Origin of the sequence: Tropicibacter sp. S64 (assembly GCF_049803835.1) — a bacterium.
Taxonomy (GTDB): Bacteria; Pseudomonadota; Alphaproteobacteria; order Rhodobacterales; family Rhodobacteraceae; genus Pacificoceanicola.
The window spans coordinates 32751-55238 of sequence record NZ_JBNAGK010000018.1 but is presented as its reverse complement, the minus strand read 5'-3'; the positions used below and the strand labels follow the sequence as shown (position 1 = coordinate 55238).

The window sequence follows — 22488 nt, the reverse complement described above, 5'->3', positions numbered from 1 at the left end:
TCAGTCGACGTAGCCGAGCTCTTTCCACTGGGCGTAATCGGCGCGGAAGGCCTGGATGTGATCCCAGACGCGCTTGAACTCCTCGCTTTCGGCGGTCTTTTCGGCGACGACCTCGTCCCAGGTGTCGGAGAAGGTCTGCAGCATCTCGGGGCTCCAGCGGTGCACGGTCACGCCATGCTCGTTCTGCATCTTGGCCAGCGGTTCCAGTTCGATGGCCTCGCCCTGCGCCGTGGTGCGTGCGACGTTCGCGGCGCAGACTTCCTGGATCGCGGCGCGGTCGCGGTCGGACAGGGCGTTCCAGCTGTCGGTGTTCATCATGAAGACGATCAGCGACGTCTGCTGGTGCCAGCCGGGGAAGTACAGGTGCTTGGCGTGTTCATACATGCCGAGCGCGTAGTCGATCGCCGGGAAGGACATCTCCGCGGCGTCGATGGTGCCGAGGTTGAGCGCGCTCATCGTGTCCGCGGGCGGCATCGACTGCGCCGCAACGCCCAGCTTTTCCATGACGGCGGCGCCAAGGCCGAAGATCCGCATCTTCTTGCCTTTCAGGTCCTCCGGGGAGTTGATCGGCTCCTTGAACCAGCCCGACGCCTCGGGCGCGAGGATCGAGCACAGCTCGGAATGGATGTTGTAGGGCGCGGAAATCTCGTTCCACAGCTCGTAGCCGCCGCCGTTGTACCACCACGCGGTGTACTCGCGCACATCCGGGCCGAAGGGGAAGGCGGTGAACAGGGAGGCCGAGGGCACCACGCCTTCGGCGAAGCCGGGGCTGTACCAGGCCGCCTCGATGGCGCCGGTCGAGAGCGCGTCCCAGATCTCGTTGCCGGCAACGATCTCGCCCGGATTCCGGAAGACGAAGTTCAGCTCGCCGTTCGTGATCGCCGAGACCCGCCCGCCGAGCTCCGCCCCGGACGAGCCGAGCAGCGGCAGCGTTCCGGGATAGATCGACTGCATCTCGATGTCCCGCGCCAGCGCGGGCACGGCCAGGGTCGACACGACCGCTGCGGTCGCCAGGAACTTGAGTTTCATGTGTTCTCCTCCACTGTATACCGGCTCCCCGCCGGCCTCTTCGTTGTGCGGCAGGCGCGGGTCAGACCCCGGCGACCTGCCATCCTCCATCCACGTTCAGGCAATGCCCGGTGATATGCGTCGCCCCGTCCGAGACGAGAAACCGCACCGCTTCTGCAATCTCCGGGGCCTGCGCGTAGCGGCCCTGCGGGATCGTTTCGAGATAACGGTGCCGCTGCTCCGGCGGGTGATGCCGCGCCAGCGGCCCCTCCACCGGCCCCGGCGCGACGGCATTGCAGCGGATGCCATGCTCCGCCAGTTCCACCGCCATCTGTTTCGTCAGGTGGATCAGCCCGGCCTTGGAGGTACCATAGGCCACCCTGCCCCGGCTCGCCTGTTGTCCCGACACGGACGCGATGTTGACGATGCTGCCACCGCCGGTCTCCGCCATCCGCCTTGCAACTGCCTGCGACAGCCGCATCGGCACGGTCAGGTTGACGTGCAGCATGGCGTCCCAGAGCGCCTCGTCGGTGTCGAAGAACGGCACCACGCGGCCGATCCCGGCGCAGTTGACCAGCGCCCCGATCTTGCCTACGGCTCCTACCAGCGCCATGCGGGCGTCGGCGTCGGTCAGGTCCGCCTGCCACCCCTCCGCACCGATGCGTGTTGCGGCCTCCGTCACGGACTCGGAGAGATCCACCAGCAGCACCGGCCAGCCCTCCGCCCGCAGCGCCTGCCCGATGGCAAACCCGAGCGTTCCCGCGCCGCCGGTCACGATGGCTGTGCCGCGTGTCATGTCCGTACAGCCTCCCCTCTGCAACTTGGACGATCCGTGATACCCACCGCATCCACAATGTGGATATTCAATCCTGCGTTACCATAGGTTTTGGAATCGCGTTCTGTAAAGCCCTTAACAGCAAGAAGCCCATTTCCCAATTTTCACTTGAGTTACTCCGGAATCAGGGCAATAAAAGTGGAAGGGAGGATGTCCATTATATGGATACCAAGGAGAAGTCAGCCGCCGGAAGCCAGAGCATCGACCGCGCGTTGATGCTGCTGTCGCTGATCTCGTCGCACGGCGGCGAGGAAGTGCCGATGCCCGTCCTCACGCGCGAGACCGGCCTCAGCCGGCCGACAATCCGACGCATCCTGCTGGCGCTGATCCGCTCCGGCTATGTCGAGCAGAGCCCCGAGGGCGGCTATTTCCCCGGTCCCGAATGCCTGATCGCCGGGGCGAGCGCGGCGCGGCGGAACACGCTGCTGGACGTGTCGATGGAGAGCCTCCTTCATTTGGCGGATGCCAGCGGCGACAGCAGTTTCGTGTCGATCCGGCGCGGCGCCCATGCCGTCTGCCTGCACCGGGAGGAAGGCAGCTTTCCGATCCGCACCCATGTGCTGCAGCCCGGCGCACGGCATCCTCTGGGTGTCGGCGCGGGGGCCATGGCGATCCTCTCCGCCCTGCCCGCAGCCGAGGCCGAAGCGGTGATCGAGACCACACGCGCCGAGCGCACGGCACAGTTTCCCGGTTTCGACGATGCCTTCCTGCGGGAGGAACTGGCAAGAGCGCGTGCGCGGGGCTGGAGCCTGAACCCCGGTATGTATGTCGCCAATTCCTGGGCCATCGGCGTGCCGGTACGCGGCCCGTCCGGCGCGGCCATCGGGGCTCTCTCCATCGCCGCCATCGACAGCCGCATGGCCGGGAACCGGCAGGACAGCCTCGCCACCATGCTCAAGAGCGAGGCGGCAAAGGTCGAAGCCCGCCTCAGACCCCTTTCCCCCAAACGCGCCACCTGAAGGAGACCGTGATGAGCAATTTACCCTGCGTGATCGGCTGGGCACATTCCCGCTTCGGCAAGCTGGACGACTGCCCTGACACCGAAAGCCTGATCGCCGCCACCGTCCCCGCCGCGCTGGAGGACGCCGGGATCACCGCGGCGGATGTCGACGGCATCTTCCTCGGCACCTTCAACAGCGGGTTCGTGACCCAGAGTTTCGAGGCCGGTCTCGTCGGCATGGCGGTGCCGGAGTTGGCGCATGTGCCCGCCTCACGGCTGGAGAACGCCTGCGCCACCGGCTCCGCGGCGCTTTACTCGGCGCTGGACTTCGTCGGATCGGGACGCGGCCGCATCGCGCTTGTGGTCGGTGTCGAGAAGATGACCACCATCCCGCCCGCCGACGCCGCCGCGCTGATGCTGCGCGGCAGCTACTATGCCGAAGAGGGTCATTTCTCCCCCGGCTTCGCGGGCGTCTTTGGCCATATCGCGCAGAGCTATTTCCAGGCCTATGGCGACCAGTCCGACGCGCTGGCGATGATTTCCGCCAAGAACCATCGCAACGCCATGAAGAATCCCGTGGCGCATATGCAAAAGGACCTCGGTTTTGCCTTCTGCAATACGGTCAGCGACAAGAACCCGGTGGTCGCGGGTCCGCTGCGGCGCTCCGACTGCTCGCTGATCTCCGACGGTGCGGCGGTGATGGTGGTCTGCGACGCGGAAACCGCGCAAAGCATGAAGAAGGCCGTGGCCTTCCGGGCGCACAGCCACGCCAACGATTTCATGGCGCTGTCGCGCCGTACGGCGCCGTATTCCTTCGCCGGGGCAGCGCGGGCATGGCGCGGGGCGTTGGAACAGGCGGCGATCACACTCGATGACCTCGACCTCGTGGAAACCCACGACTGCTTCACCATCGCCGAGATGCTGGAGTACGAGGCCATGGGGCTGGCGGAGCCGGGCAAGGGCCACACGGTGATCCGCGAGGGCATCACGCAGGCGGATGGCAAGTTGCCGGTGAACCTGTCTGGCGGGCTGAAGGCGCGGGGCCACCCCCTGGGCGCCACGGGCGTGTCGATGCATGTCATGGCAGCCATGCAGTTGGCCGATGAGGCCGGGGAGATGCAGAAGGACGGCGCGACGCTGGCCGGGGTCTTCAACATGGGCGGCGCGGCGGTGGCGAATTACACCTCGATCCTGGAGCGCGTGAAATGAGCGTTGCGCCCTGGCCCAGCAGCACCCGTGTGCCGAACATCGCCTATTTCCTGACCAAACAGGCCCGCAGGCAGCCGGGGGCCGTCGCCACCGTCTATGACGGGCAAACCTGGACCTGGGCAGAGTTCGACGCCCGGGTCAGTGCGCTGGCGTTTGCGCTGCGCCACGATCTGGGGCTGGCGAAGGGCGACACTGTGCTCGTGCAGTCCGCCAACAACAACCAGATGCTGGAAGTGATGATGGCGGTCTTCCGGGCCGGTCTGGTCTGGGCCCCCGCCAACTTCCGGCAGGGTACGGACGAGGTCGCCTACCAGTGCGAGAAGTCCCGCGCGAAGGTGCTGATCGTCGAGGAGGCCTTCCCCGGCCACGCGCAGGCCTGCGCATCGCTTGTCGACCACATCGTCGCCATTGGCACCCTGCCCGAGGCGCACCGATACGAGGACCTGATCGCCCGCCACCTCGGCACGGGCTACCCCAACGAGGAGGTCACGCGGGATGAACCCTGCTGGCTGTTCTTCACCTCCGGCTCTACGGGGCGGCCCAAGGCAGTCGTGCTGACCCATGGCCAGATGACCTTCACCATCCTCAACCACATGAACGACCTGATGCCGGGGCTGTCCTCGCGCGATGCCTCGCTCGTGGTCGCACCGCTGAGCCACGGTGCGGCGGCGCATGCGATGGCGCAGATCGCAGCGGGTGCGAAAAGCGTGATCCTGCCGCAGGGCCGTTTCGATCCCGCGCAGGCCTGGCAGATGGTTCAGGATTGGGGTGTGAGCAACATGTTCACCGTGCCGACCATCGTGAAGATGCTGGTGGAGGACCCTGCCGTCGACCGCTTCGACCATTCCACCCTGCGCCACGTCATCTACGCGGGCGCTCCAATGTACCGCGCCGACCAGAAACGGGCCTTGCAGGCGCTTGGACCCGTGCTGGTGCAATATTACGGGCTTGGCGAGGTGACCGGCGCGATCACCGTGATGCGACCCGAGGATCATTTTCTGGAGGACAGCCCGGAGGCCCGCCCCGGCACCTGCGGCGTGGAGCGCACCGGCCTGCAAGTCACCATCCAGGACGACCACGGGACGGTTCTGGCCCCGGGCGAGACCGGCGAGATCTGCGTTATCGGCCCTTCGGTCTTTCCCGGCTATCTCGACGACGACGGCGCCAATGCCAAGGCGTTCCGGGACGGCTGGTTCCGCACCGGCGATCTGGGGCATTTGGATGCGCAGGGCTATCTCTACATCACCGGGCGTTCGTCGGACATGTACATCTCCGGCGGCTCCAACGTCTATCCACGCGAGATCGAAGAGATCTTGCTCACCGTCGACGGTGTCAGCGAGGTCGCCATCCTCGGCGTACCGGATGAGCGCTGGGGCGAGGTCGGCCTGTGTGTCTGCGTGCCCAAGACCGGGGCGCGGATCGAAGAGGGTGCGCTGCGGGCCTGGCTCGACGGGCGGGTGGCGAAGTACAAGGCACCGAGGTACTATGTTTTCCTCGATGAGATGCCGAAGACCGCCTACGGCAAGATCACCAAGAAGCTGGTGCGCGAGGAACTGACCGCGCGGGGTTTGATGCCGGCGCCTGCCGCCCCCCGGAGCGCCTGACCATGCGTCCGATCCCTGCCCCGCGCCGCGCCGATGCCACGCCGATGCCCGAGGGAGACAGCCACGACTGGGTAACCCATCCCGGCCCGGTGCAGGCGGCGCGGCAGACGCTTGTGCCCTGTCATGCCCGCCATGCCAGGGCGACGCTGCCCAAAGGCATGACGCTGCTCGATGCGGTGGCGCAGGCGGTGGACGCCGAAGGCGCGGACGGCGCCTGTGCGATCCTCGACGGGCTCCGGCTCGCACAGATGCACTACGTCATGCCCGATGGTCCCGCGGATGACGCCCATGCGGCCTGGTATAGCGAGACCCACCGCACCGGCGGCATCACGCTGGACCGCGCCACCGCTTCGGTGGGTATGAAGGACGGCGCATGGTTCCTGCACACCCATGCGAAGTGGACCGAGGACGCCCCCGCCATGGGCCACCTGCTCAACGATCACTGCACGCTGGCGGAGGAGTGCACCGTCTCGCTCTGGCTGCTGACCGGCGCACGGATGGCTGTTGCGACGGACCCGGAGACCAACTTCCCGCTGTTCCGTCCCGAGCCCCGGCCCTGGCAATCGGCGCCCAATGCCGCCTTGCTCACCATCCGACCGCATGAGGACCTGCGCCCGGCACTGGAAACCGCCTGCGCCGGGGCCGGCTTCGCCGACGCCACGATCCACGGTCTCGGCAGCCTCATCGGCGCCGGCTTCACCGATGCGCCGCCCATGCGGACGCCGTTGTCCGAGGTCCTGCTGCTCGATGGCTGCCGGATCGAAGACGGGATCTGCAGGGCCCTGCCCCTCGCCTGCGTCGATCCGGTGGGCCATCTCCATGCGGGCGATCTGGCGCGCGGACAGGGGCCGGTCCTCGTCACCTTCGAGGTGCTGCTGGTTGCCAGCCCGGCACAGGCCTGACGCGTGCCCCCGGCCCAAGGGGACACCGTACCGAGGATCGGGCATTCTGATGCGCGCTCATTCGGTTCTCCCTGATGGGCTTGAGTCGTTACCAACCTCAGCCATGCAGGGATGAACCGAACGAACGCCGTATTGAGAAATCACATCTACCGCAGGTAGTCGGCGGAGACGTAGCCGGACACACCCGCGGCATCCGCCAGCGAGACCCGGCACCACTGCTGGCCGAGTTCCGTCACGCACTCGCGGCGCAGCAGAGCGGTGCCATCCGGCAGTCCGAGCACCACCTTGTATTCCAGCCCCGGTCCGCTCCGCAGCTTGAGCAGATCGTCCGGCCCGACCCTGTGCACCGTGGTGCGGCTACCTGTCACGCTGCCGATCGTGTTGCCGACCGTGTTGCCACAGCCCGCAACGAGCAGAAGCGCACTCAGCGCGGCAAGATATGTGGTTTTCATGATGCCTGCCCCTTTTTGTGGTTGGTGTTTTCCCCTGTTTGGCGGCTTTTGCCGCTCTGCACAATCCGGAACCATCCCGGTCGGCACCGGCACGCCGAGGAACCATCCCCGGAACGGCGCGAGACGGACGCAGGTGCGCCCGCCCCGCTCTTTCAGGTCTTCGCAAGACGGTATATCGCCGGGATCACCAGCACGGTCAGCGCCGTGGAGGAGATCAGACCAAACAGCAGCGAGATCGCCAGACCCTGGAAGATCGGGTCGGTCAGGATCACCACCGCCCCGATCATCGCCGCCAGTGCGGTCAGCAGGATCGGCTTGAACCGGGTCGCCCCCGCCTCGATCAGCACGTCGACCGTGACCTTGCCCTCCGGGTCCGCATGGCGGATGAAATCCACCAGCAGGATAGAGTTGCGCACGATGATCCCCGCCAACGCGATGAAGCCGATCATCGAGGTGGCGGAGAACGGCGCTCCGAAGAGCCAGTGCCCGGCCATGTTGCCGAGGAAGGTCAGTGGCACCGGCGTCAGGATCACCAGCGGCAGGCGGAAGCTGCCGAACTGCGCCACGACAAGGATATAGATCCCCAGAAGCGCCACGCCGAAGGCCGCGCCCATGTCGCGGAACGTCACCCACGTGACCTCCCACTCGCCATCCCAGAGGAGCACCGGATGATCGGTCTCTTCCGGCTGACCGTTCATGCGGATCACAGGCTTTTCGCCGTCGGTCCAGTCCATGCCATCGAGCACATCCGCCACCGCCAGCATCCCGTAAAGCGGCGCCTCGAAGACGCCCGCCAATTCTCCCGTGACCATGACCACGTCATAGCCATTGTGCCGGAAGATCGGGAAGGAAGCGCGTTCCTCGGTGATCGAGATGACATCGCCGAGTTCCACCACGCCGCGTGCGCCGGGAATGGCGTTTGCGGGCACCGGGATCGCCAGAGCGCGTTCGTCCATGGTCCGGTCCGCCTTTGCCCGCGCCAGAACGATGGGGATCGGTCGCCGCCCCTCGCCGCGATGCGAATAGCCGACCGTCGTGGTGCTGTTCAGCAATCGCAGGGTGTCGAGCGCGTCAGCCTCCTGCACCTTGTAGAAGTCCAAGTCGCTCACATTGAGCTGCGCCCGCAGCCTGCGCGGCCGCTCACCAAGGTTATCGTCCACGTCGACGATGAACGGTACCGCCTCGAACGCCTGCCGCACCCGTGTCGCGGTCTCGATCCGGGTGGGCTGATCCGGGCCATAGACCTCCGCCAGCAGGGTCGAGATCACCGGCGGGCCGGGGGGCGGCTCGACCACCTTGACCACCGCGCCGTCCGGCAGGTCCAGCCCGGCCAGCCGCGCCCGCAGGTCCAGCGCAATCTCATGGCTCGTCCGCTCCCGCGCGCCCTTGGCGGCAAGGTTCAGCTGCACCTCACCCATCTCCGGGCTTTGGCGCAGGAAGTAGTGCCGAACGAGGCCGTTGAAGTTGAAGGCGGCGGGCGTGCCCGCGTAGCTCTGCGCCGAGAGCACTTCGGGCAGCTCCAGCGCCACATGCGCCGCCGCGCTGGCCACTGCATCCGTCGCCTCGGTCGAGGCGCCTTCGGGCAGGTCGATGACGATGGCAAGCTCCGACTTGTTGTCGAACGGCAGCAGCTTCACCGTGACGTCACGGGTATACAGCGCCCCGAGCGAGCCAAAGGACAGCACCACGACGATGACAAGGAACAGGAAACTGCCGGTCTTGGTCCGGAGCAAGGGCCGCGCGATCGCCGCATAGGCCCGGCCAAGGGCCCCGCCCTGCGCGTGGTCCGCATGGCCGCCGTGGGCGGCATAGGCCCGGCCCGCGATCCTGTTCATCAGCCACGGCGTGATCATCACCGCGACGAAGAAGGAAAAAATCATCGCCGCCGAGGCATTGGCCGGGATCGGCGACATGTAAGGCCCCATCAGCCCGGAAACGAAGAGCATCGGCAGCAGCGCCACCACCACGGTCAGCGTCGCCACGATGGTCGGGTTGCCGACCTCCGCCACCGCCGCCACCGCCGCGTCCTGCGTATCGCGCCCGCCGATCTTCCCGGCCCAGTGCCGGGCAATGTTCTCGATCACCACGATGGCGTCGTCGACAAGGATGCCGATGGAAAAGATCAACGCAAAGAGCGACACGCGGTTGAGCGTGTAGCCCATGATATAGGCGGCAAAGAGCGTCAGCAGGATCGTCACCGGGATCACCACGGCCACCACGATGGCCTCGCGCCAGCCGATGGCCAGCAGCACCAGCGCCACGATGGAGACCGTGGCAAGGGCAAGGTGGAACAGCAGTTCGTTGGCCTTCTCGTCGGCGGTCTCGCCGTAATCGCGGGTGATTTCGATCTCGACACTGTCGGGGATCAAGCCGCCTTCCATCCCCTCGACCCGGTGCAGGATCTCCTCGGCGACGGTCACCGCATTCGCCCCTGCCCGCTTCGCCAGCGAGAGCGTCACGGCGGGTCGGCGGGTGACGTCCCCCTCCGGGCCGCGCTGCCATGTGGCGACGGTGTGCTCGTCGAGATCGGAGACAAAGGCAACATCCGCCACGTCCCGGACATAGACCGTGCGCCCGTCGCGGGTGGTCAGTTCGAGGTTGGCGATCTCCTCCGGCGTCGAAAGGGTCTTGCCGATGACAAGGCCGATCTGCTCGCCTCCGTCGCGCAGCTGCCCGGCGGGCGCGGCGGTGTTTGCGCCGGAGATCTTGGCCGCAAGCTGTTGCAGCGTCACCCCGTAGAGCGCCAGCCGCTCCGGATCGGGCGCGATGCGCAGCGCCTCGTCGGTCTCGCCCACGATATAGGTCAGACCCACATCGTCGATCTTCGCCAGCTCCACCCGCACTTCGCGGGCGATGCGCGTCAGGTCGGCGGCTGTCACCGCGTCCTCGCCCTCGACCGGCGAGAAGGTCAGGGAAACGATGGCCACGTCATTGATCCCGCGCCCGACCACCAGCGGCTCCGGGATTCCCACCGGAATCCGGTCGAGATTGGCCAGCAGCTTGTCCCGCACCCGCAGGATCGCCATCTCCGCAGGCACGCCGACGACGAACCGCGCCGTGACCATCACACGGTCGTCGCGGGTGTCGGAATAGACATGCTCGACCTGGTCGATGCCCTTGACGATGGTTTCCAGCGGCTCGGTAATCAGCTTCACCGCGTCCTCCGCGGCCAGCCCGTCGGCCATCACGCGGATGTCCACCAGCGGCACGGAGATTTGCGGCTCTTCCTCACGCGGCAGGCTCGACAGGGCGATCAGCCCCACGGCGAGCGACGCCAGCAGGAACAGCGGCGTCAGGGGCGACGCGATGAAGGCGCGGGTCAGGCGTCCGGCGATGCCGAGCGTGCCTGTGCCGGAGGTCCGGTCCGTCATTTCAGCACCACGCTTTCGCCCGCCGCGAGCCCGGTCAGAATTTCCACCCATGCCTCGCCCTCGCGCGATACCGTGCCCCCCGGCACCACGGCGCGCCTGCGTTCGGCCCCCTCCTCGGCGATGGTCAGGAAATCGAGCCCGCCATGCCTTTCAAGCGCCGCTTCCGGCACCAGCAAGGCCTCCCGCTCCCCCACCGGCAGCCGAACCGGCATCCGCCGCCCGACGAAACGCGGGTCAAGCCCGCCCACCTCCACATCCGCCTGCAACCGCCCGCCTTCGATCTGCGGATAGAGCTTGACCAGTGTGCCGGTCTGGCCCGCCGACGAGCCGATCTCGATCTCTGCCCCTTCGACCAGATCACCGGCATGTCGCTCTGGCACCGAAAGCCGCAGGAATACGCCACCGCCAGCGATCACCGCCGCCGCCTCGCCCGGGGCCACGACGGAGCCGCGCGAGATCGGCACGGTCAGCACCACGCCCGCCTCCGGCGACAGGATTTCCCCCTCGGCCACCTGCTGCTCGATCACCAGCCGTTCCGAACCGAGGCTGCGGATCTCGCCCTGGATCACGTCCACCGCCGTCTGGAGCTGCTCCAGCCGCTGCGCGGTGATGACGCCGCGTTTGATCAGTTCCTCGCCGCGGTCCAGATCCGCCGTGGCGGTCTCCAGCTGCGCCGTCGCCGCCTCCAGCCGCGCGTCGAGCGAGGCCAGCTGGAAATCCAGCTTGTCGTCCACGACCCGCGCAATCCGCTGCCCGGCAGTGACCGCATCGCCCTCGCTGACATCGAGATCAACCACGGTCCCGCCGATCCGCGCCCGCGCCGGAACCCGGTTGCGGGTCTCCACCTGCCCATAGACAGATTTCCATTCAACGAGGCGGCTCGGCGCCACGCGCAGTGTCTCGGCCCGCGCCGCCGTCGCTATGAGCACCGCGCCCAGCACGAGGCGCAGAAGTTTTCCAGGGTTTGTCACGCGCATGTCCTCCGGGGCAATGGCTGGTCCATGCCCCTTGCATGCGGCAATTTGAATGTCACGCCTTGACGCGGATCAAGTCAGGCACGGAATTCCGGAAATTCTCGCAAGGAACGCGGCGCCCGCCCTGCGTCAACCGCGCCGACGGCAGGATTGGCCCCTTGCCGCTCCCGCGTGCCTCAGCGGGCGGTCGGCCTGTGCCGGGCGGCGATCAGGATGGCGTTCACCAGGATATCGAGCCGGGCGGGCTGGTAGACGGTCAATCCCGTCTCCGGTCCCGAGCGTTGCCCGACCCAGCCCGAGGGGATCAGATGGATGATGCCTTTCGGCCCGAACTGCTCGATGGCCATGGCCAGAATGCTCGGTTGCGCGGTCGCCCCGCCCCAGAGTTGCGCGTCAATGACGGCCACGTCGAACGGCCGGGCGGTTTCAATGCGGGCAATGGTCTCGGACAGCGTATGGCTGACCGTGATGTCCGCGCCGAGCATCTCCAGCCGGACCGGCAGGTCCTCGGGCGTGGCCTCGGGATCGCCCGCCATCAGGATGCGCAGCCCGGTCAGATCCGCCGGAGCCGGTGCGGTGGCGGCATCAGCGGATTCCGGTGCGACGGGACTTGCGCTGCCCGGCGGCACGGTCTCCGGGTCGGCGACCGGCAGGCAAAGACGCACTTCCGTGCCCTCGCCGGGCCGCGAGTCGAGCACCAGCCTCCCGCCGCTGCGCAGCGCGAACTGGCTGGCAACCGAGAGCCCCAGCCCGCTGCCCCCGGCGGCGCGGCGCGTCGTGTAATACGGCTGTGTTGCCTGCCTCAGCACCTCCGGACCCATCCCCGGGCCGGTATCGCGAAAACACAGGTCGAAACTGGGGACCAGCCCGAAATCCTCGCCCAGGTGCCCGCGTTCGACCGCAATGGTGATCCGCCCGGTCTCCTGCCCGGCGTCGAGCATGGCATTGCGGGCGTTCAGGATCGCCTCCATGCCGACCGCGGTCAGCGCCGAGACGTTGCATCGGACCCAGAGCGGCCCCTCCGGCAGATCCGCGGTGAGCGTCATCTTCTCCGGCAGGTTGGCGCGTCCGACATCGACCAGCCCCGAGACGGTCTCGCACAGGTCGACGGACATCGTTACCTCGGTTTTCGTCCGGCTGAGGCGCAGGAGTTGTTCGGTCATCCGCGTGCCACGGTCGCAGCCGCGACTGATCGTGACGAACTGTTCGCGCACCGTCTCGGACGACTCGAGCATCTTGCCGAGGTCGCTGGCAAGGCGGACGACCCCGAAGATGTTCTGCATTTCGTGCGCCAGACCGCTGGCCAACTCGCCGATTTCCGAAATGCGTTCGCTGCGCGACTGGATCTCGCGCGTGCGCCAGCTTTCGGTCTGATCCTGCACCTCGATCAGCCGCAGCGCGGGGGTGTCCGGCGACAAGGCGATCACGCGCTGCGAGAACCGCAGGTAGCGCTCGCTGCCGGAGGGATCGAGCCAGGCCGCGTGCACCTCCCGCCCAGGCTCGCTGCGCTGCAGCTGCGCCAAGGGATGCGCCCCCCCGGTCAACGGAGCGCGGCTGTGCGGGGCGTGGAAGGCCGCGGTCTCCAGCCACGCCTTGGCGCTGATCTCCGGGCCGACCATCCTGCGCGCCGTGGCATTCATGACCATCGGCGACACCTTGTCGGTCTCCACGAAGAGCGCGGTGCCGATGGCGTCAATGACCGCGTCGAGCCGCGCCTTCTCGCGCACGCGCAGCTGTTCCAGCATCCAGCGCCGGAACGCCAGAGTGGCATTCAGAACCACCAGCCCGAGTGCAAAGGCAAAGATCAGGAAACTGGTGGATTGCCGCTGCACCTCGCTGTTGGCCCCCAGTTGCGAGATGAGAATGGCGATGAGCCCGAACGGCAGCGCCACGGCCATCGGCACGATGACATAGGCCAAGGGACCGCGCGGCGCCCGATCCGCCTCGGGGGCCGGACGCTGCACGAGGTCGAGCAGGAACGTGATGTTGAGCAGGACAAAGCAGAGCGCGGTGTAAAGCGACATCCCCGCCAGCACCGCATCGCGCCAGATCACCGGCGTTCCCGTGATCAGCAGCGCCAGGTTGGACAGGCAGAGCGTCATCGACACGGTCGCCGCCGACAACCGCACCAACCGGGCGAGAATGGTGTCGCGCACGATGCTGCTCAGAAGCGCAAGGGCACTCAGCAGGAAACACAGGGCGGTTCCGATGGCGACGTGGTCCGCTGAAAGATCGAGCGTCGCCAGCGTGCGCAGCGTCCCCCACAGTTTCAGCACCGAAAAGACGATCACCCCGAGGCTGATCGACAAGACCGGAAGTCGCGCCTGATTTTCAGACAATTTCAGGCAGAGAATCACTCCAAGGGAGAGTGCCGCGAGGCCGATGGCCGTCTCCGGCACCATCGCCGGCATGCCCGGCCAACCCCGCACGAAAACCTCCAACCCGGCGAGATGCCCGAGACCGAGAACCGCCAAGCTGATGACCAGCACCGCCAGCGCCAGCCAGCCCTGCACCCGTGTCAGCAGACCTCCGAACAGGCGGTCCATCAGGTCATGCAGGCTGACCAGCCGGTCCATCATGGGCCGGTCACCGTCAGTCTGCGCACCAGCCTGTCAAGGTCCGCCAGCGGCGTGGTCTTGGACACCCGCGCCTGCGTCATGCCCAACCCCATGGTAAACAAGGGGGAATCCAGCGCGTCCACGTGTCCCGTGATGAAAACCACCGGAATGTTGCCATCGACGGAGCGCAGCTTGTGCAGCGTGCTCACGCCGCCGCCGCCGGGCATGACGAAATCGAGAAACACGATATCGAACTGCCCGGGGTTCGCCTCGATCAGCCTGTGGACCGACTTGCCGCCGCTCACGCAGTGCACGTGATGGCCCATGGCGGTCAAACCCCTTTGGAAGACCTGCAAAAAATCGGGATCGTCATCTGCAATCAGGATGTTGGCCACGCAGTCCTCATCAGTGCTAATTTCCCATTGACGCCTTGTTTGGAGAGGCGATTACCCCTACGCTGAAACCGTTGGCACGTCGCTGGACGGGATACCATGACTTCTAGCAAGAAATCCGCCAAATCGGCAAAGAAAAGCGCACAGGATTCGAGCGCGCGCGCCGCACCTGCCGCGCCCTTCGATCCTGCGAAAGTGCCGGTGATCGCCATCGGCGGCTCGGCCGGGGCGCTCGAGCCGCTCGAGGCCTTCTTCCAGAACGCGCCGGTGGACGAAGGCTGGTGCTACATCGTCATCCAGCACCTGTCGCCGGATTATCGCTCGATGATGGACAGCCTGCTTTCACGGCGCTCGACCATGACGATCAAGCACATCGAGGACGGCCAGGCACTCGAACCAAACACGATATTCCTCAACCGCCCCAATACCCTGGCTACCGTCGACAAGCGCGGCTACTTTGAAACCAGCCCCTATGAGACCGACGCGCGCCTGCCGCATTCGCCGATCGACTCGCTGTTCCGGTCGCTGGTCTCGCGGCATCCGCAGAAGACCGTGGCGGTCGTGCTCTCCGGCTCCGGTGCCGACGGCAGCATGGGCGGCCAGCTGCTGCATGCCGCCGGGGCGACCGTCATCGTGCAGGCCCCGTCCGAGGCGACCTTCACCTCCATGCCGCGCTCGCTGATGAACCTCGGCGTGGTCGATCACGTGGCGCAGGCTGCAGACATTCCGGCCATCATCCACCGTGCGTTGACCAACCCGGAGGGCGCCGGGGAGAACCTGCCGCTCAGCGGCGATGCCTCGCGCACCATCATGTCCCTGCTGGAGCGCAAGCACCACCTCGACATTTCCTCCTACAAGTCGATCAGCGTGAACCGGCGCATCAACCGCCGCATGAGCCTGCGCGGGGAACAGAGCCTCGAAAAATACGTCGAGAAACTCGGCAAGGACGATCAGCTTCTGGACGAGCTGTACCATGACCTGCTGATCGGCGTGACCGAGTTCTACCGCGATCCGGACAGCATCATCGCCCTGCGCGAGGAGGTGCTCGACCCGATGGTGAAGGAATACGCCGCCGACCGGCCGTTGCGGATCTGGGTGCCGGGCTGTTCTTCCGGGGAAGAGGCCTACACCATCGCCATCGAACTGTCGGAATCGCTGCGGCAGGCGGGCCACCTGCAGGATTTCCGCATCATCGCCACGGACATCCACCGCCGCTCCATCGACATCGCCTCCGCCGGCATTTACGGCAGCGCGGCGCTGGACAAGGTGCCCGAGGAGCTGCGCCGCCGCTATTTCCGGCAGGATGGCGACAACTTCATCGTCGAGCCGGCGCTGCGGCAGAAGATCATCTTCTCCGTCAACGACGTGCTGAACGATCCACCCTTCCTGAACCTCGACCTGATCTCCTGCCGCAACCTGCTGATCTACCTCAGACAGGACGCGCAGAAGCGCGTCGTTTCGATGTTCCTCTTCGGGCTGCGCAAGAACGGCGTGTTGGCGCTCGGGCCCTCCGAGACGCTGGGCGAGCTCAGCTCGGATTTCGAGACCATCAACGCCCGCTGGCGGCTGTTCCGCAAGGTCGTCTCCAGCCGCCCGTTCAGCGCCAATTTCATCTCGGATCGCATGGGTCTGGCGCACCGCATCTCGCACGCCGAGCACAGCAACACCGACGACTCGCCCCGCGTGCTGACCACCGTCAGCCGCAACAACACGGGCCGTAACCGCGATGCGCTCATGCGCAGCTACAACAGCCTGCTCAAGCGCTATGCGCCGTCCTCCATCCTGATCACCGCGGACAACGAGGTGCTCAGCTGGTTCGGCGCCGCCTCCGCCTTCATCGACACCAAGAACAACCTCGCCGACTGGACCGTCGACGAGATCGTGCATCCGGACCTGCACACGCCGATCAGCGTCGGTCTGGAAAAGCTACGCCTTGGAGAGAGCGCGTCGTTGTCGCGCTCTGTGACCATCGACCTCGGCGAAGGGCGCAAGCAGAAATGCACGCTGGTGGTCGAAGCGCTCGACATGAAGGTCAAACCGATCCTCGTCCTGCTGCGCATCCTGCTCGAAGGCGATGCCGGCTCGCTCCACGGCGAGGAAGAGCCGCTGGCGATGACCAACAACGACGACACGGAGATCCTTGCGCGGCGGGTTCAGGAGCTGGAACGCGACCTGAAGTTCACCGAGGAAACGCTGCAGCACGTCACCGAGCGTCTCGAAGCCAGCGGCGAGGAACTGCAGGCCTCCAACGAGGAGTTGCAGGCTTCCAACGAGGAGTTGCAGGCCTCCAACGAGGAACTGCAGAGCTCCAACGAGGAATTGCACGCGGTCAACGAGGAACTGATTACCGTCAGTTCCGAACACGAGCGCAAGATCGAAATGCTCTCGACCCTGAACCAGCAGACCGAAAGCGTGCTGGAGACGCTGCGCATCGGCACGATCTTTCTGGACTCCAACCTGCTGGTGCAGCGCCACAGCCTGCTGATCGGGGAATGGTTCGGGCTGGAAACCCACGACTTCGGGCGCAAGATTTCGGTCATCGGCCCGCGGCTGGACTTCATCAATCTCGATACCGTCGCGCGGCGGGTGCTGGAAACCGGGAAATCGGAGTTCTTTTCGGGCCAGCACGAGGGCATGACCATGCGCGTCGAGGTACACCGCACCCAGGAAGATTCGCGCAAGGACAGCAGCGACGGCGTGCTGGCGATCTTCCGTCAGGGGGGAGACATCAACCCGGCCTGACAGCCGGGTTTGCAGGTCGTCAACGCCGGCTCGCCGCCGCCGATTTCCGGGTGGCGATGATGGCCTCTTCCTCTTTCGTTGTCCGGGCGGTCGCCGTGCATGCGTACACGTCCGGCTGCGCCTCCGCGTTGATCCGGTCCCAGACCTCGCAGATTTCATCCGCCGCAACCGGCTTGCTGTAAAGATAGCCCTGGCCGAAGCCGCAATGCATCTCCATCAGCATGTCGCGGACCTCCCGGGTCTCGATCCCTTCGGCGATGACCCCGAGACCAAGATCATGCGCGATGGTGCACAAGCCGCTGACCACCGCCCTGCCCCGGACAGAGTTTTCCATCGCGGAGATGAAATTGCGGTCAACCTTGATTACGTCGACCGGCCACGCCTTCAGGTGTTCCAGCCCGCCGTACCCGGTGCCGAAATCGTCCAGCGCCACCCGGGCGCCGCGGGTGCGGATTTCCGCCAGCGTCCGGAAGACCTGCCCCTCGATGTCGCCGAGCATGGTCTGCTCCGTCACCTCGATCTTCAGCGACTCCCAGTCGACGCCGCTGCAGGTCAGCCACTCCTGGATGTCGAAGACGAACTCCGGGCGCATCAGGTCGAAATGCGTGACGTTCAACGTCAGCACCGCCTTGCTCATGCGGCCAACCCCGCGCGCCTTTGACAGGATGGCAAGCGCCTGCTGCGCCATGGTGCGGGTCAGCTTCTCCGCCTGGCTGTGATCGCTCATGATGCCGCTGAAGGAAGCCGGCGTGAGCAACCCCAGTTCCGGATCGAGCCAGCGGACCAGCGCCTCCACCCCGTGGCACAAGCCGGTCTGCAGGTTGATGATCGGCTGGAAGTAGGGGATGATCTCGCCCCGCTCCAGCGCCCGTTCGAAACGCAACCCGAGCGAGCGACGGTCGTATTGCCCGTGCAGCTGCTCGTCGAAGATCACCACCCCGTTGCGCCCGGCGGCCTTCGTCGCATAGAGCGCCGCGTCAGCCCGCTGGAACAGCTCGTCGAACGTCTCGCCGTGGCGTTCATAGACGCTCACGCCCATGCTCATCCGCCCCAGACCGGGCTTTTTCAGCTTGGTCAGGTCGCGCTGCACCTTCGCATTGATCTGGTGCAGGATGACTTGCAGGTAGCTGTCGGTGATCTTGCTGGCTTCCATCAGTACCGCGAATTCATCACCGCCGATCCGACCCACGATGGCGTCGAGCGCCCGAAGGCCACCCAGCGACCGGCCGATCGCCTTCAGATAGGTGTCGCCGAACTGGTGGCCGTAGATGTCGTTGATGGACTTGAAGTGATCGAGGTCGATCAGCACGAGCGCTAGCTCGCCACTGCAATTGGCAATCCGATGCTCGCAGATCGCGCGGAACGAGGCCGCGTTCTCCACCAGGGTCAGCCCGTCAAGTTCGGCCCGTCGCCGATAGCGCAGCAGTTCCTGAAAGGTCGTCTCCCGGTCGACCTCCGCGAGGCACCGCTCCTTCCATTGGCTGATCAGCGACCGGAACAGGTCGCAGCCCATGTCGCAGGCGTGCTCTTCCTTCTCGGACAGACAGATGCGGTCCGAGAACAGAACCATCATGTGGAACATGAACGGCGCGCCCCGCCCGCCTGCGATCACCGGCATATCCGGCACACTGTCCGACATGGCAAACAGCAGGTCGTCGTCCTCGACGAACTGCTGGCGCATTTCCGAGAGCTTGGATCCGTTGAAGCTGCGCACCGGGGCATTCTCGCGCAGCGATTCCTCGAGCAGGCCGAAGACGCGGGCCCGCACCGCCGAGTCGTTGCATGATCCTATACGCAGCGGGCGCCCGTCGTTCACGTCGCCGTCGATGCCGAGCGCAACGCCATCCGCGCCGGTCATCGACTTGATCGCGCTGGCAAGGCTGAACAGCGTGGCCCGCAGTTCGCGTTCGGCGGACTGCATCGTGACGTGCATCGGTTCAGGCATGTGCCCGAACTCCGTCAGGCACAACAACCAGAAGGCAGCGGAAAGACACCAACGACGGCTCAGTGTTCAACGCGAAAGCTATACAATCCATCCTTGCGGCCCCGCTATGCCAGAACACGGCACACCAAGCAGTCAATCATACGCCCGCGAGAGTCGATAAAATTAGTAAACAAAATAATAATGGTTTCCTTCGTTCGGAAAGAAATCCCGGGTTTCGCGAGCGCCGGGGCGGTGCGCCGATCCGCCAAGACGATCATGACAACCGGGACATTTCCTGTCAACGCTCTGACTGTACTGGATAAACTCCGAAACCTTTGCCGCCGCGGCGCCGGACCGGCCGATACCCCAAGGTGGCGTACGCGCATCTGTCGAAGGATCGCGCCACACATCCGGGCTGAAGGACAGAGATCACCCTTTGGTTGATTCTGCGCCTTGCCGGATCGTCTCGATCCTTGATCGCCAAACGCATGTACGACGGCCCCCAAAACGAGGCCCGATCAACTCTGAGGACCCATTTCTGCGCTTGAGAGAGAACAACTAAACACGCAGACAGCAAAGATTTCTTTACACCCTAGCGTGTGGTCACCTACACCTGTCGTTACGTCAAAACTTTTCAGGGAGTGGAATTCATGGGTCAGGAATACATCGGTCAAATCCTGTTGGTGGGGTACAACTTCGCACAGCGCAACTTCGCGAAATGCGATGGTCAGCTGATCGCGATCTCGCAGAACTCTGCACTGTTTTCGCTGTTCGGCACCATCTACGGCGGCGATGGACAGACAACCTTCGGCCTGCCCGACCTGCGCGGCCGGGTGCCGATCCACGAGGGACATGGCCCCGGCCTCTCGCTGCGGGTCATAGGCCAGAAAAGTGGCCAGGAAGACGTCACGTTGACATTGAACGAAATCCCCAATCACAACCACACGCCGATCCTCAGGGCGGAAGGGCGGGCCGGCAACCTTGACGATCCCACCGGCAACATGCTGGCGGCCCACACCGGCGCGTTCAGGGCCCAGGCGGCGGCCGAGGATGTTTCGCTCAACGCGGATTCGATCGTCGAACAGAATATCGGCGGCAGCCAGTCACACAACAACATGCAGCCGTACCTGGTGATGAACTACCAGGTCTGTCTCTACGGGATTTTCCCGTCCCGGAACTGACCGCCGGCGCCCGGAGCGTCCAGGAACCGAAGGCCCGCCCCGCGCGGGCCTTTTCTTTTGCGCGATTCGATCAATTTGCGTTCAACCAATACGATAGCCGAACCAAAACAACACTTTACAGGTCGGAGTGCCCGGCAGTATCTGTTAACGAAAGGTTAACATCTCGCTGCGACCTGAAAGACCACGTCTGGCAAAAGCGGCAGAGCCATTTGAAAAGGACCGTTCCATGTCAGAACCATTTCTCGGCGAGATCGTCATGTTCGGCGGCAACTTCGCACCGCGCAGCTGGAGCTTCTGTTCCGGGCAGTTGCTCCCCATCAGCCAGAATACCGCAGTTTTCTCGATCCTCGGGACCACGTACGGTGGCGACGGTCGGACGACCTTTGCCCTGCCGGACATGCGGGGCCGGTTTCCGACGCACTCGGGCGGCTCGACAGGTCCGGGCCTGACGCCACGAGCCCTCGGCTCCTGGGGCGGAACGGAAACCGTCACGCTGCAGGCGAGCGAGATGCCGCAGCACACACATACTGCCGCCCTGAACGCCGAGACTCGCGCCGGCAATCTCGACGACCCGACGAACAACATGCTGGCGAGCCGCAGCGCAAGCTACCGCGCCCAGGCCGCCGCCGCCGACGTCCAGTTGCATCCGGCCTCGATCACCGTAGCCAACGCCGGGGGCAACCAGGCGCACAACAACATGCCGCCGTTCCTGACGGTGAACTTCATCATTGCGCTTCAAGGCATCTTCCCGTCGCGGAACTGATCCGTCACCGAACCCGAAAGGACAGATCATGACCAATCAGACACGGATGTCCCGGCGCGCCGCGGTTGCGGGTACAGCGGTCTGCGCGGCCGCGGCCGCCCTGCCGGGCACAGCTTCGGCCTTGTCGGACCCGGCGCCACGGACAGCCCCGGCATCGGCGCTGACGCCACGCTGGACAAGCGCCACCGCCGACGAACTCGCCAGCTTCGTCGGCCAGCGCTTCCGCTTCCGTTCGGCAGATCACGGCACGATTGCGCTGACCCTCGTCGGCGTCGTTGCCCATGTTTCCGGCCCGGGGCGGCCCGCGCAGCTGCCGCGCCGCGAAGGCGTGACCGCGCTCTTCGACGGCCCGGACATGGCGCCCATGGTGGCGGCACAGCATGGCATGTACACCATTTCGCATCCGCGGCTCGGCGGTGCGGATCTCTACGTGACCGCCGCGCCGCGCCGGGACGGGCGGGCCTATATCGAGCTTGTGCTCAACTGACGTGCTTGGCAGGATGCATCGGCCTTCGCCCATCGGGCGGAGGCCGTTTTCTTTGATGGAGCAAGGACATGCAGACGCTTTTTCCCAAGGGCCAGGTCAGTTTCCGCCCGGTCCAGGACAGCGACCGCGCCTTTCTCATGGCGCTTTACGCCAGCACCCGGGAATGGGAATTCCGCATCACCCGCTGGACGGAGGAGGACAAGAAGGACTTCCTCGAACAACAGTTCAAGGCGCAGGACCTGTCCTACCGGATGGAGTTCCTCGGGGCGAAGTTTCTCGTGATCGAGCTCGACGGTGTGCCTGTCGGGCGGCTCTATCTCGACCGGCAGGACGACTGCCTCTACATCATCGAATTCACGATCGCCGAGAGCCATCGCGGGCGCGGCATCGGCACCGACATCCTCAAGTCCCTGCTCAATGAGGCCTGGGGCGGCAAGGTGCCCGCGCGGCTCAGCGTGGCGCATGGCAATCCGGCACTATCGCTCTATCGCCGGCTCGGGTTCCGCCCGACCAACCAGACAGCGACCCATCTGCGCATGGAATGGCGGCCGGACCTCAGCCCGCGCGAGATCTGACCACGCCCGTCAGCTGAACCCGATTTCGTACAGCGTGCAGGCATGATCCTGCCGGAACGGCACCATGAACAGGTCCAAAGTTCCGAGCTCCGGGAACGTCAAAGGGTAGGTTTGCTGCGGCAGCACCGGCTCGCGCGGCCCTTCCAGGACAAGGACAAAGGCTTCGCGCGGCGGGATCACCCGCCCGCCGACTTCAAGGTGGGTGTCCCGCGAGGTATGCGCACCCAGCGCCTTGACGTTGTCCAGCGTGAGGTCGAGGCTTTGGCCCTCCGCCGCGACACGGACGGTCTGTCCGGCCAGAGGGGCGAAATGGTCTATCTTCAGAATGGCTAGGTCGGTCATCGAATGTCCCGGTCTGGTCTGCGTCCGGTGCGCAGGCAAACCCATGCGGGGGCGCAGGTCAATGACCTTTCCGGGCCGAAGTCTCACCATGATGAAATCAGATCGTGCACCAAATGCCGTTTTTCGTGCTGAATATGCCACCCTGACTTGCCCGATGTGCGCAAAATCACTGTTCTACCGCGCGAAAGCTGTTAACACTTTCTTCATGTTGATTCAGCCGCCCCGGTCC

General features: G+C 65.5%; 18 protein-coding genes. 9 read left to right on the top strand and 9 right to left on the bottom strand.

All coding sequences use genetic code 11. The features are described from left to right. Both ACP159_RS22910 and ACP159_RS22905 read right to left on the bottom strand, forming a co-directional pair. Positions 1–1029 (bottom strand): TRAP transporter substrate-binding protein, encoded by a 1029-nt coding sequence (locus ACP159_RS22910; protein WP_425102059.1) that lies wholly within the window; start codon positions 1027–1029, stop codon positions 1–3. A gap of 61 nt (positions 1030–1090) precedes the next feature. Next, positions 1091–1804 (bottom strand): SDR family NAD(P)-dependent oxidoreductase, encoded by a 714-nt coding sequence (locus tag ACP159_RS22905; protein ID WP_425102058.1) that lies wholly within the window; start codon positions 1802–1804, stop codon positions 1091–1093. A gap of 200 nt (positions 1805–2004) precedes the next feature. Here ACP159_RS22905 and ACP159_RS22900 point away from each other — a divergent pair, with 200 nt between their 5' ends. The 4 genes from ACP159_RS22900 to ACP159_RS22885 are packed head-to-tail and all read left to right on the top strand — an operon-like array spanning position 2005 to position 6498. Next, positions 2005–2802 carry an IclR family transcriptional regulator gene (locus ACP159_RS22900; RefSeq protein WP_425102057.1) on the top strand — a complete coding sequence of 266 codons (798 nt, stop codon included), beginning with the start codon at positions 2005–2007 and terminating at the stop codon, positions 2800–2802. Between the two features lie 11 nt (positions 2803–2813). Next, on the top strand, positions 2814–3992 hold the full coding sequence (locus tag ACP159_RS22895; RefSeq protein WP_425102056.1) for an acetyl-CoA acetyltransferase: 1179 nt from the start codon (positions 2814–2816) through the stop codon (positions 3990–3992). After that, a complete protein-coding gene (locus tag ACP159_RS22890; protein WP_425102055.1) occupies positions 3989–5596 on the top strand; it encodes an acyl-CoA synthetase in 1608 nt (535 codons plus the stop codon). Before ACP159_RS22895 ends, ACP159_RS22890 begins: the two co-directional genes overlap by 4 nt. Before the next feature lie 2 nt (positions 5597–5598). After that, positions 5599–6498: a hypothetical protein gene (locus tag ACP159_RS22885; RefSeq protein ID WP_425102054.1), complete on the top strand. Its 900-nt coding sequence runs from the start codon at positions 5599–5601 to the stop codon at positions 6496–6498. 146 nt (positions 6499–6644) lie between these two features. Here ACP159_RS22885 and ACP159_RS22880 read toward each other — a convergent pair whose 3' ends face one another. The 5 genes from ACP159_RS22880 to ACP159_RS22860 form a co-directional block, all read right to left on the bottom strand. After that, positions 6645–6950, bottom strand: a complete 306-nt coding sequence (locus ACP159_RS22880; protein ID WP_425102052.1) for an SH3 domain-containing protein — start codon at positions 6948–6950, stop codon at positions 6645–6647. 152 nt (positions 6951–7102) lie between these two features. Next, the gene (locus tag ACP159_RS22875; RefSeq protein ID WP_425102051.1) at positions 7103–10321 is read right to left on the bottom strand and encodes an efflux RND transporter permease subunit; all 3219 of its coding nucleotides are present in this window, start codon (positions 10319–10321) and stop codon (positions 7103–7105) included. Then, positions 10318–11292 carry an efflux RND transporter periplasmic adaptor subunit gene (locus ACP159_RS22870; RefSeq protein WP_425102050.1) on the bottom strand — a complete coding sequence of 325 codons (975 nt, stop codon included), beginning with the start codon at positions 11290–11292 and terminating at the stop codon, positions 10318–10320. The genes ACP159_RS22875 and ACP159_RS22870 overlap by 4 nt, the downstream gene beginning before the upstream one ends. A 179-nt stretch (positions 11293–11471) precedes the next feature. Beyond that, positions 11472–13874, bottom strand: a complete 2403-nt coding sequence (locus tag ACP159_RS22865; protein ID WP_425102049.1) for an ATP-binding protein — start codon at positions 13872–13874, stop codon at positions 11472–11474. Beyond that, on the bottom strand, positions 13871–14248 hold the full coding sequence (locus ACP159_RS22860; protein ID WP_425102048.1) for a response regulator: 378 nt from the start codon (positions 14246–14248) through the stop codon (positions 13871–13873). The genes ACP159_RS22865 and ACP159_RS22860 overlap by 4 nt, the downstream gene beginning before the upstream one ends. 96 nt (positions 14249–14344) lie before the next feature. On the opposite strand from ACP159_RS22860, the gene ACP159_RS22855 reads away from it, so the two are divergent. Then, a complete protein-coding gene (locus ACP159_RS22855; RefSeq protein WP_425102047.1) occupies positions 14345–16987 on the top strand; it encodes a CheR family methyltransferase in 2643 nt (880 codons plus the stop codon). Positions 16988–17006: 19 nt separating this feature from the next. On the opposite strand, the gene ACP159_RS22850 is transcribed toward ACP159_RS22855, so the two are convergent. Continuing rightward, the gene (locus tag ACP159_RS22850) at positions 17007–18932 is read right to left on the bottom strand and encodes a putative bifunctional diguanylate cyclase/phosphodiesterase (protein WP_425102046.1); all 1926 of its coding nucleotides are present in this window, start codon (positions 18930–18932) and stop codon (positions 17007–17009) included. 629 nt (positions 18933–19561) lie between these two features. Here ACP159_RS22850 and ACP159_RS22845 point away from each other — a divergent pair. The 4 genes from ACP159_RS22845 to ACP159_RS22830 all read left to right on the top strand — a co-directional run bounded on the left by ACP159_RS22845 (position 19562) and on the right by ACP159_RS22830 (position 21917). Beyond that, entirely contained in the window at positions 19562–20092 is a 531-nt protein-coding gene (locus ACP159_RS22845) for a phage tail protein (protein WP_425102045.1), read from the top strand. 226 nt (positions 20093–20318) lie between these two features. Further along, positions 20319–20855: a phage tail protein gene (locus tag ACP159_RS22840; RefSeq protein WP_425102044.1), complete on the top strand. Its 537-nt coding sequence runs from the start codon at positions 20319–20321 to the stop codon at positions 20853–20855. A gap of 28 nt (positions 20856–20883) precedes the next feature. Then, complete coding sequence (locus ACP159_RS22835; RefSeq protein WP_425102043.1) at positions 20884–21342, top strand: DUF6916 family protein; 459 nt, start codon at positions 20884–20886, stop codon at positions 21340–21342. Between the two features lie 68 nt (positions 21343–21410). Beyond that, positions 21411–21917 (top strand): N-acetyltransferase family protein, encoded by a 507-nt coding sequence (locus ACP159_RS22830; RefSeq protein ID WP_425102042.1) that lies wholly within the window; start codon positions 21411–21413, stop codon positions 21915–21917. Between the two features lie 9 nt (positions 21918–21926). On the opposite strand, the gene ACP159_RS22825 is transcribed toward ACP159_RS22830, so the two are convergent. Beyond that, positions 21927–22259 (bottom strand): DUF6916 family protein, encoded by a 333-nt coding sequence (locus ACP159_RS22825; RefSeq protein ID WP_425102041.1) that lies wholly within the window; start codon positions 22257–22259, stop codon positions 21927–21929. Between the last annotated feature and the right edge of the window lie 229 nt (positions 22260–22488).